This window comes from Sulfitobacter sp. HI0129, from assembly GCF_001635395.1.
Taxonomy (GTDB): Bacteria; Pseudomonadota; Alphaproteobacteria; order Rhodobacterales; family Rhodobacteraceae; genus Sulfitobacter.
The window spans coordinates 1-1,635 of the sequence record NZ_LWGH01000869.1 but is presented as its reverse complement, the minus strand read 5'-3'; the positions used below and the strand labels follow the sequence as shown (position 1 = coordinate 1,635).

Below are 1,635 nucleotides of genomic sequence, written 5' to 3'. Positions count from 1 at the left end.
CACGGTCCTTTCGCTGCGATGCCCGAGCAAGGCCGTTGCCGCGCGGCCGCCCGAGGTCAGGTATTCGCTGGCCTCGGTCGCGACGTTGTCACGGAGGCGGTGTATTGACACGCGCACGCCAAAGGCCCGTGCGGTCAGATCGCCAGTAAGGCGGCCGATCTGGCCTTCGCTGATTGCGGCGCCGGGTGAGAGCATCGACGGGAACAGACACTGTCCCTCGTCAAAAAGCGGCCGGAAGGAGCGCCTGTATTCCAGAAGTGCCTCGGCAAGCTTTTGGCTGCTCAAGGTCCTGTCGAACGGTTCGCCATTTTTTCGATCCTCTGGCAGTTTCAGCATTCGCGCCGGGATGCGGACATGGATAAGCCCTGCAGCGGGCAGGGCGAGGGTCTGGTCAAAGGCCAGTGCGGAGAGCGCACGTGCCCGTTGCGGCAGGGCCGCGCTGAGAGACAACAGGATGCCGTTTCGAAAGTCCCGTGCGGCATGGACGCCTCGTAGGCGCCGCTTTCGGGCTTTTTCCATCAGATCGAACCCGAGGCCGTATATTTCCGAGGCTCCGACAAGTTGGGAGCCGGTTTTCGTTGCGGCCCCTTCCTGCTCAGCGCGCTCCCGCCAGTCACATGCGACGAATTCGCAAGCTTGAGAAGCGAAGCCGGGTTCGACGACGGTCATGCCACCAAGGATACGGCCAACATAATCCGATGCCGTCCGTGTTGAGGCGCGTTCGGCAACTTGAGATGCGTAGCGGTCAAGAGCCCGACCGGTTGGTCGCAGGGGCAGGCCGTGGGATCTGCAGTGATCCACCCAGCCCGCCAGTGCGCGAATCACACTCGCGGAATGCGCAGCGCTCCAAAGGGGGCACCCTTTGCGGCGTTTGTCCCCCATCGATATGGAGATCCGTTCGGCGATGGCAGGCTGCCAATCCTCTGGAAGCTCACGGAGGCGCATCTGTGCTTTCTCCCAAGGAGTCTGGCGTGACGGCTTCGGCTTCACTCGCGCCCTGCGAAGCACTTGGGCGAAATGCGCGCAGCGTTCAGCGTCCCATGTTTCGGACGCTACTCTTTGAAGATGTGCAAACTCTATGAAGGCACTTGAGCCGACTTCGCGATGCCGCCGTTCGAGGTGCCTCTCGAGCTTGAGGAGGCTCGGCGGCTGATCTCCAGGGGCCGCGTTGCGGATGCGGTTCAATAGAGCGAGGTGATCATTCATGCGTTTGCGGACCCCTCGCTCAGGTGAGGTTTGTCTGTCCCGGCGTGACGGTCGAGATGTGAGAGCCATTTCTCGGAGCTTTGGGGTGCAACCAGTTCGGCATAGAGATCAATGATCTCTTGGCACCGCGAGCTGCCCAGCAGATCCTGGATGTTGGAAAGGTAGTCATTCATGTGTTTGAGGCATCCTTGATGGTGGGAGGTTGGTCACGCCGCTGAGCGACGATCGAGACGCGCGAGCCACTCTTCGGAGATTAGGGTCTCGTCCAGCTCCGCATAGTGGTCGATGGTTGTCTGGAGGCGCTTGTGGCCCAACAAACGCTGGACCTTTGGCAGGTTATCCAGACTGTCCCTTAGCCAGATCCAACCGATCAGATGGCGGTAGAGGTGCGGATTGATGCGGACCCCTACTTTTCGGTGCAATCGGGCG

General features: G+C 61.0%; 2 protein-coding genes and 1 pseudogene. All 3 read right to left on the bottom strand.

The genetic code is table 11. The features are described 5' to 3' along the window. Positions 1-669: hypothetical protein (locus tag A3764_RS20375; RefSeq protein WP_150122336.1), on the bottom strand; the 669-nt coding region annotated here is incomplete at its 3' end. 533 nt (positions 670-1,202) lie between these two features. Then, positions 1,203-1,379, bottom strand: a complete 177-nt coding sequence (locus tag A3764_RS25415) for a hypothetical protein (protein ID WP_161487238.1) — start codon at positions 1,377-1,379, stop codon at positions 1,203-1,205. A gap of 33 nt (positions 1,380-1,412) precedes the next feature. Then, positions 1,413-1,635, bottom strand: a pseudogene (locus A3764_RS26130) (tyrosine-type recombinase/integrase); the annotation flags it as partial.